Here is an 8,759-nt window from a genome sequence, read left to right as displayed (position 1 = left end):
GTTTGGTCACCGTTCAGTATAAAGGATTTGAAAGGTTTGGGGTAATGGCTTTTTCTGTTGATCCGGAATTGGTGATTTCTATTGAACCCCAAATGGTTTTTTCAGCTGAACGCTAACACTGGATCACAAAAGAGAGCATCATTCAGAAGAAAATTCTGCCCTATTTCGGCAAACGCAAGCTCTCGGAAATCACAGCCAGGGATATTATCTGCTGGCAGAATGAGATCCGTGAGCTGAAAGATTGGCATGGTAAACCACTTTCGGCCACGTATCTGAAAACAGTTCACAATCAGCTCAGTGCGATTTTTAATCATGCCATCCGCTATTATGGGCTGCAGGTGAATCCGGCGCAGCGTGCCGGGAATATGGGGAAGGAAGAACGCAAAGAAATGCTGTTCTGGACCCGTGAAGAATATACCAAATTTTCAGATGCCATGATGGACAAACCGATGTCCTTCTATGCCTTTGAGATGCTGTACTGGTGTGGCATCCGTGAGGGTGAATTACTGGCCTTGACGCCTTCTGATTTTGATTTTCAGAAACGGACTGTTTCGATCACAAAGTCTTATCAAAGAATCCATGGACAAGACCTTATCACTACCCCCAAGACTCCTAAAAGTGTTCGTGTGGTCCAGATGCCGCAGTTCCTTTGCGACGAGATTCAGGACTACCTGAAACAGCTGTATGGAATTGAATCGAATGATCGTATATTCCCGATTACGAAAAGTTACCTTCATCGAGAAATGGATCGCGGCTGTAAGCAGACAGGGGTAAAGAGAATCCGGATCCATGACCTGCGGCACAGTCATATCAGTTTGCTGATTGATATGGGTTTTACAGCTTTGGCGATCGCAGACCGGGTAGGGCATGAAAGCGTCGACATCACGTATCGGTATGCACATCTGTTCCCGAACCGGCAGACTGAGATGGCAAATCAACTGGATCAGTTAAAAGACAAGGAAGGAGCATAAATATGTCTCACAAAAACCGCGATGAACGCAACCGCTGGCGGAATAAAACTGTAGCTTTCCGGGTGTCGCCGGAGGAGGATAAACAGCTGGAAACCTATGTAAAATTGTCGGGGTTAACCAAGCAGGATTATATCACCCGGCGGCTGCTGGGAAGGGAGGTGATCGTCCAGGGAAATCCCCGGGTATTCAAGGCGTTGCGGGAGCAGCTGGCGGCCGTTTTGGAGGAGCTTCAACGAATTGAAGCCGGAACAAAAACGGACCAGGAACTGCTGGACGTAATCCAGATGATCGCTGTCATTCTGGACGGAATGAAGGAGGAACCTGCCTATGGAAATTGACGCAAAAGAAAAGACTGCCCTGGGCTCATCTGTTGGCGCAGATGAAGGGCAGTCCAATCAAAAATCTACACTAGAAAGTATACCAGTTTCAAATGAAAAAATCAATGAAACCGATGAAAAATCAAAGCTGAGCATGCGGGAGCGAGCACTTCTGCGGCAGAAGATGATGGCACCGGAATATCTCCCCACCATTACCTTGCAGACCCTGTTTGACACCGCTTATCAGAGCAAGCCTCCGGTCATCGAAGGTCTGCTGTATACGGGGACGTATCTCTTTGCAGGAGCTCCCAAGGTGGGCAAATCCTTCCTGGTGGCACAGATTGCCTACCATGTCAGCACCGGGCACGATTTATGGGAATATAAGGTCAATCCGGGGACAGTCTTGTATCTGGCTCTGGAAGATGACCACCGCAGACTGCAGGAACGGATGTTCCGAATGTTTGGGGTGGAAGGGATCGACCGACTTCACTTTGCCACCGATGCCAAGCAGCTGGGAAACGGCTTGGATGAACAACTGGAGTATTTCATCAAGGAGCATCCTGATACTCGGTTGGTCATCATTGACACCTTGCAGAAAGTCCGGGAAGCGGCAGGAGACGGCTACAGCTACTCGGAGGATTACCAGATCATCGGGAGCCTCAAACAGTTTGCGGACAAGCACGGCATCTGCCTGCTGATTGTCCATCATACCCGGAAAACCCCGGCGGGGGATAAGTTTGACATGATCTCCGGCACCACGGGTCTGCTGGGCTGTGCAGACGGTGCCTTTGTACTCCAAAAGGAAAAACGAACCAAGGGAACAGCCACGCTGGATGTGGTGGGCCGAGATCAGCCGGACCAGCGGGTGTACCTGGTACGGGATGAAGAACGGTTAATCTGGGAGTTTGACCACGCAGAGAAAGAACTCTGGAAGGAGCCGCCGGACCCACTTCTGGAAAAGGTTGCGGCCCTGCTCACGGCAGAGGCACCCACCTGGCAGGGAAGTGCCACCGAGCTGATCGCGGCACTGGGGCTGGAACTCCAGGCCAATGCCCTGACCAAACGGCTGAATGTCCGGGCATCCAAGCTGTTCAATGACTTTAATATCCGGTATGAAAATACCCATGGCCGGAACGGCAGCCGGATCAGTTTGATACTGGCAGCCGCCCAGACGTGACGATAGTGACGGTTGTGACGATGCCTGAAAGGGGTGTATAAAGTACCGTCACCATCGTCACAACCGTCACAGATTGCAGAATGAGCATACCATGGGGAGGCGAGTCTGCGCAGGGCTGATGGCCCTGACTGGTCTGCGGGATTCCTTATTTGACCGCAGACCAGAGCGGCTCCCGCAGGAGCCGCAATTCCCCCTCGGAGAGCCCCTCGGGAGAGCCCACGGCACTTTGCAGCCTCTGGCTGAAAGTGTCATAGTGGGTTATTACACTTCCGCAGAAGTGCATCTCCCGGGCCTCCCCGTATCTACCGCCCAGTGGACGAGAAAGGAGCGCTATGGCAAGAGGCGACGGTATCGACCGTACCAGCGCGAGAAATATGAGATTGACCACACAGAAATTGAAAAATGCCCAGCAGCATAACGAGCGCGAGAAGGACTCCTACGTCAACCCGGATATTGTCCCGGAACGCTCCCACCTGAACGTCCATTTCAAGAAGCCGGATGGCAGTTATCTGGAGCAGTTTGAGCGAATGGAGGCAGACGGCATCATCTCCACCCGCGGCCTCAAGGAGGATGCTTTCCGGTATGGAGAGCTAGTCTTTGACGTGAACTCTGCTTACTTCTTCAACCGGGGCGGGTATGAGTTCGCAAAGGAATTCTATGAGGCTGCCTATCAGGCCGCCATCAAGATTGTGGGAGGGGAGCAGTATATCCTGTCCGCAGTGATGCATGCCGATGAACGCAACCGGGCCATGTCAGATGCTCTGGGTCAGGATGTCTACCACTACCACCTCCATGTGGTGTATGTCCCAGTGGTAGAAAAGCAAATCCTTTGGACCAAACGATGCAAGGATAAGTCCCTAGTGGGAAAGGTGAAGGAGACCATCATGCAGGTCAGTATGAGCAAGAAGTGGGCCTCCAAACCCATCTTAGACGAAACCACCGGTGAGCCCTTAAGGACCGAGAAGGGGAAGCCAATCCTCAAGAAATCCTACAGCGTCCTCCAGGATGACTTCTTTCAGTATATGCAGGAAGCCGGATACACCGATGTCGAGCGCGGGGAGCGAGGCAGTTCGGAGGAGCATCTGACCGTAACTCAGTTTAAGGTTCAGAAGGAGCAGGAGAGGCTGGCAACATTGACCGAGCAGACCCAGGAGAAAGAGCAACAGGCTGCCTCTCTGGAAAAGAAGCTGGAGAAAGTCCAGCGGCAGCAGGTGGAGATCCAGAAAGTGGAGCAGATCGAAGCCCGGTCCGTTCCGTTTTCTTCCAAGGTGATTCTGGAGCGCTCAGAATATGAGGCGCTTTCAGCCGCTGCCAAGAAGTACTGTACTCAGGAGCATAAAGCGGTTGGCTTCAAGAAAGCTTTGGATGCCGCCAATAAGCTGATCGGGGAACTGAAGACCAAAGTGGCTGCTTTGAATGCGGAATTACAGGAGTATAAATCAGTCCGGCGCCAGCTGAGCACAGTAGGCTTGGAACAGGAAAATACAGCCCTGAAAAAGAAGCTCCAGAGCTATGAAACAGAGATTGAAAGGAACAAACTCTGGCATCTTTTTGAACGCCCAAAGGCCAAGCCCCAGAAGGAGAAAATCTAAAGAACAGCACCGTATAACATGAGGAACCGCCTGTATCCGTACAGCTGATGTGCGGGTACAGGCGGGCTTTTTTATTTTACTGGAGTTCCTGATCTAGATCCCGGAACAGGTCAGAATCAAAGAACTGCTCGATGGTAATTCCCAGGCCATCACAAAGCTTTTTGATGGTGGAAATGGTGGCGCTCCGGTTGCGGCCACTGACGATGTTGTTGACCGTGGACTGGGTGACACCGCTCATGGTGCTCAGCTTGTTGATGGAAATATTCTTCTCTCGGCATAGCTCCAGAATCCGCTCTTTGACAGCTTCACCGATACACAAGGGGCACCACCTCACTTCTAAGAAGATGATACCCGGTTTAGCTTGCAAAGATTAACTCTTTTGGGTTAAAATAACTCAAAAGGGGTGATAATATGAGTGCAACCTGTAAGACCTGCTTTTTCATTGGCCATAGAGATGCCCCGGATACCATTTACCCAGCATTATTGGCTGAAGTGGAGCGCCATATCGCAGAACTTGGGGTAGGTGAATTCATTGTAGGGCATTATGGCAGGTTTGACAGCCTTGCTGCCAGGGCAGTGAAAGAGTCGAAGGTTCGGCACCCGGAAGTGGAGCTGACGCTGCTGCTTCCTTATCATCCAGCAAAGAGGCCTATCCAGAAGCCGGAGGGCTTTGACAGTTTGTTCTATCCTCCTGGTATGGAGAAAGTGCCCTACAGGGCAGCTATTGTCGCAGCAAACCGATACGTTGCGGATCATGTGGATTACTTGATCGCCTATGCCTGGCAGCCGGGAAGCAATGCCAGAGCACTGGTGGAGTATGCTCAGAAAAGATGCAAACAGGTTACTAAAATCAAATAAAGTTGTATTTTGGTACTGATATGATAAAATGGTAATAGAAGTTATTCTGGAAAGGAAAATACAACCATGAGCCTGAGCGCAAATATAAGCGAAAAAGCCGCCCTGATCTGGGCGATTGCAGATAAATTGACCGGCGTCTATAAGCCCCATGAGTACGGAGAAGTGATTTTGCCGCTGACCGTGATCCGGCGGTTCGACTGCATCCTGGCTGATACCAAGGACGCAGTTTTGGAGAAATTCGAGCAGGTGAAGACACTGCCCATGCGGGATGTTTTGTTGCGAAAAGCTTCGGGCAAAGCCTTTTATAATACCAGTAAGTTTACCTTTGAACGACTGCTGGATGACCCTGACAATATTGAAGCAAACTTCAGGGATTACCTGAATGGTTTCTCTGAGAACGTCCGGGATATCCTTGAAAACTTCAAGTTTGATGGTCAGATCACCACCATGGCCAATAAGGGCATCCTCTATATTGTCATCAAGGAATTTACCACCCCGAAGGCAAATCTGCACCCGGACGTGATTTCCAACCTCGAGATGGGGTACATCTTTGAGGAAATCATCCGCCGCTTTTCCGAGTCGCACAACGAGGACGCCGGGCAGCATTACACCCCGCGGGAGGTCATCCAGCTGATGGCCAACATCCTGTTCTACGATGACAACGACATCCTGTCCGGCGAAAATGTGGTCAAGACCATCTACGACCCTGCCTGCGGCACCGGCGGTATGCTCTCGGTGGCGGAGGAGTACCTGCATCGCCTGAACGCCTCCGCCGAGCTGATGGCCTTCGGCCAGGAGCTGAACGACGAGACCTTCGCCATCTGTAAAGCGGATATGCTTATCAAGGGCAATAACGCCGACTTCATCAAGGACGGCAACACCCTCTCCGATGACCAGTTCGCCGGGCAGACCTTCGATTATATCCTGTCCAATCCTCCCTTCGGGCGGGAATGGAAGAACGAGAAGGCCGCCGTGGAAGCCGAGGCCAAGCGCGGCTTTGCCGGGCGGTTCGGCCCCGGCCTACCTGCCGCCAGCGACGGGCAGATGCTGTTCCTGCTCACCGCCATCTCCAAGATGAAGGAGCCCAAGGACGGCGGCAGCCGCATCGCCATCATCCACAATGGCTCGCCGCTCTTTACCGGCGACGCCGGCAGCGGCCCCTCTGAGATCCGCCGTTATATCCTGGAAAATGATCTACTGGAAGCCATCATCGCCCTGCCCAATGATATCTTCTACAATACCGGCATTGCCACCTATATCTGGGTCTTGTCCAATAAGAAAGCAGGCACCCGGCGGGAGGGCAAAGTCCAGCTTATCAACGCCAACGGCCTGTATGAGAAGCGCCGCAAGGCCCTGGGTAACAAGCGCAACGACATCCCGGAGAGCGCCATTGCTGAGATCACCCGGCTGTATGGCGACTTTGTCGAGAGCGAGATCAGCAAGATTTTCGATACTTCCGACTTCGGCTACACCAAGATCACGGTGGAACGCCCCCTGAAAGACGCCAGCGGCCAGCCCATCCTGAAACGCGGCAAGCCCCAGCCCGACCCTACCCTCCGGGACACCGAGAACGTGCCCCTGAAGGAGAACATCCAGACTTATTTCGCCCGGGAGGTCCTGCCCTTTGCCCCGGACGCCTGGATCGACGAGAAAAAGTCCAAAGTGGGCTACGAAATTCCCTTTACCCGTTATTTCTACAAATATGAGGCACCCAGACCTTCGGAAGAGATCAAGCAGGAGATATTGGCCCTTGAAAAGGAACTGGACGGGGCGTTGGAGGAGGTGTTCAAATGAGCGAGAAGGAATACAAAACAAGTGAATATGTGGTGGCTTTCATTGACATTTTAGGGGCGACCAATGCCATTTCGAAACAGCCGGACGAATCACTTGATTTGATACATAAAATATATGATAATGCGATTGAAACTTTTGCACAATTTAAAAATGACGATTTTGATACGCCTCAAATTAAAATTTTTTCGGATAATATTGTGATAGCGGTACGCTATGATAGCAACCACAGCAAAAAAGATGCGGCGATATCTGTTGCAGTAATGAGTGCGGCGCTGCAAGCAAATTTTTTGGCTCATGGTTGGTTGACACGCGGTGGCATTTCGTCTGGCAAGTTCTTTATTGATGATGTTATGGTATGGGGACCTGCACTGGTTGATGCTTATAAACTTGAAAATTCAGTGGCCTATTTCCCTAGAATTGTGGTCAATCCTGAACTGGCAACTGAGTGCAATTGGACTTTGATAGCAGACCGTACAAATAATTTTGCAAGTACGTTCGGTATATTTCATAGGGATAATGATGGAATGATTCGCGTCGAATATATAGTTGCAGAATTTGACAATCCAGTTCGAGCTATTTTTAATAATTATAAAAATGGCTTTATAGAAAAACAATTAAGTGAACACAAAGGAAACACAAAAATTTGCCAAAAGTGGCTTTGGATAAAACACTACATAGAAGAGCGGAGAAAAATATTTATGAAAGTAGGTGCTGTCAATGGCTCGGCAAATGAAAGACAGCGGGGTTGAATGGATTGGGCAAATCCCGGAGGACTGGGATGTTGCACGTCTATGTGATATTAAATCAGAAAAAAAGTTCGCTATTGTAGATGGGCCGTTTGGCTCGGCTATTTCCACGAATGACTATAGAGAAAAAGGAGTTCCATTGATCCGTATTAGTAATCTTAAAAATGGAGAAGTGTCAGATGAGGATATGGTATATATATCTGAAGAACTAGCCGAAAGTGTGCGGCGCAGTTGTATCGGATTATCTGATATTGTTTTTGCTAAGACTGGCGCAACTATAGGAAAGTGTGGAATTAATAGACTAATTAAGTATGGAATACTTGCCTCAAGTTGCATAAAAATCTCGATTTCACACAAATACAATTGCGACTATTTTTATTATATTTTTTCTACGGACCAATTTAATCAAGCATTAAGAAACACTTGTACGGGGACGACAAGAGACACTATTAATCTGACGCCATTTTCCAAATTGAACGTTCTTCTTCCTCCGTATTGTATCCAAAATCGCATTGCTTCCTACCTCGACCGCAAATGCGCTGAAATTGACGCCATTATCGCCAAACAGCAGCAAATCATCGAAAAGCTGAAAGAATACAAACTGTCCGTTATCACCGAGGCCGTTACCAAGGGCCTTGACCCCAATGTGCCCATGAAAGACAGCGGGATTGATTTTATCGGAAGTATTCCAGAAACATGGAGGATATGCAGATTACGAAACATTGGAACATTGCAAAATGGGATTAGCAAGGGTGGAGAGTTTTTTGGACATGGATTTCCATTTGTGAGTTATGGTGATGTTTATCGAAACTTCTCTTTGCCTGTGCAAGTTGCAGGATTAATTGATTCATCTGATGAAGAACGAAGAAATTATTCTGTTGAGTCAGGAGATATTTTCTTTACACGGACTTCGGAAACTATTGAAGAAGTCGGGTTCTCCTCTGTGTGTGAAGAAACCATTCCGGATGCAACTTTTGCTGGATTTCTAATTCGGGTAAGACCGTTTACAGATGACTTGATGCCAAAATTCGCAAAATATTATTTCAGAAGTAATCACCATAGATGCTACTTAGGCAAGCAAATGAATCTAGTAACCAGAGCAAGTTTGGGGCAGGATTTACTGAAAAGTATGCCGGTTCTTGTACCGTCAAAAGTCGAACAGATTGGCATTGCAGAATATTTGGATAAAAAGTGTAGTGCTATTGAATCCTCGATAGAGTATAAGCAAAGAATTATTGAACGACTGACTGCCTACAAAAAATCTCTCATATATGAGTCTGTGACTGGGAAAAAGGAGGTGTAGT

General features: G+C 49.1%; 8 protein-coding genes and 1 pseudogene. 8 read left to right on the top strand and 1 reads right to left on the bottom strand.

Annotated elements, in window-relative coordinates:
- Positions 1-119: 119 nt before the first annotated feature.
- The 4 genes and pseudogenes from B5G12_RS03635 to B5G12_RS03620 all read left to right on the top strand — a co-directional run.
- A pseudogene (locus B5G12_RS03635) lies at positions 120-971 on the top strand (tyrosine-type recombinase/integrase); the annotation flags it as partial.
- Positions 972-973: 2 nt separating this feature from the next.
- Complete coding sequence (locus B5G12_RS03630) at positions 974-1,309, top strand: plasmid mobilization protein (RefSeq protein WP_087323860.1); 336 nt, start codon at positions 974-976, stop codon at positions 1,307-1,309.
- Positions 1,299-2,465 carry an AAA family ATPase gene (locus B5G12_RS03625; RefSeq protein ID WP_087323858.1) on the top strand — a complete coding sequence of 389 codons (1,167 nt, stop codon included), beginning with the start codon at positions 1,299-1,301 and terminating at the stop codon, positions 2,463-2,465. The genes B5G12_RS03630 and B5G12_RS03625 overlap by 11 nt, the downstream gene beginning before the upstream one ends.
- Before the next feature lie 332 nt (positions 2,466-2,797).
- Entirely contained in the window at positions 2,798-4,057 is a 1,260-nt protein-coding gene (locus B5G12_RS03620) for a plasmid recombination protein (RefSeq protein ID WP_087323856.1), read from the top strand.
- Between the two features lie 76 nt (positions 4,058-4,133).
- Here B5G12_RS03620 and B5G12_RS03615 read toward each other — a convergent pair whose 3' ends face one another.
- A complete protein-coding gene (locus B5G12_RS03615) occupies positions 4,134-4,376 on the bottom strand; it encodes a helix-turn-helix domain-containing protein (RefSeq protein ID WP_087323883.1) in 243 nt (80 codons plus the stop codon).
- A gap of 92 nt (positions 4,377-4,468) precedes the next feature.
- Here B5G12_RS03615 and B5G12_RS03610 point away from each other — a divergent pair, with 92 nt between their 5' ends.
- The 4 genes from B5G12_RS03610 to B5G12_RS03595 all read left to right on the top strand — a co-directional run bounded on the left by B5G12_RS03610 (position 4,469) and on the right by B5G12_RS03595 (position 8,758).
- A complete protein-coding gene (locus B5G12_RS03610; protein ID WP_087323854.1) occupies positions 4,469-4,915 on the top strand; it encodes a hypothetical protein in 447 nt (148 codons plus the stop codon).
- Positions 4,916-4,981: 66 nt separating this feature from the next.
- On the top strand, positions 4,982-6,709 hold the full coding sequence (locus tag B5G12_RS03605) for a type I restriction-modification system subunit M (protein WP_087323852.1): 1,728 nt from the start codon (positions 4,982-4,984) through the stop codon (positions 6,707-6,709).
- The gene (locus B5G12_RS03600; protein WP_087323850.1) at positions 6,706-7,458 is read left to right on the top strand and encodes a hypothetical protein; all 753 of its coding nucleotides are present in this window, start codon (positions 6,706-6,708) and stop codon (positions 7,456-7,458) included. The genes B5G12_RS03605 and B5G12_RS03600 overlap by 4 nt, the downstream gene beginning before the upstream one ends.
- Entirely contained in the window at positions 7,427-8,758 is a 1,332-nt protein-coding gene (locus B5G12_RS03595; protein WP_087323848.1) for a restriction endonuclease subunit S, read from the top strand. The genes B5G12_RS03600 and B5G12_RS03595 overlap by 32 nt, the downstream gene beginning before the upstream one ends.
- Position 8,759 lies beyond the last annotated feature (1 nt).

The sequence above is a fragment of the Faecalibacterium sp. An58 genome (assembly GCF_002161515.1).
GTDB classification, from domain to species: domain Bacteria; phylum Bacillota; class Clostridia; order Oscillospirales; family Ruminococcaceae; genus Faecalibacterium; species Faecalibacterium avium.
This window is presented reverse-complemented; position numbering and strand designations above follow the sequence as displayed.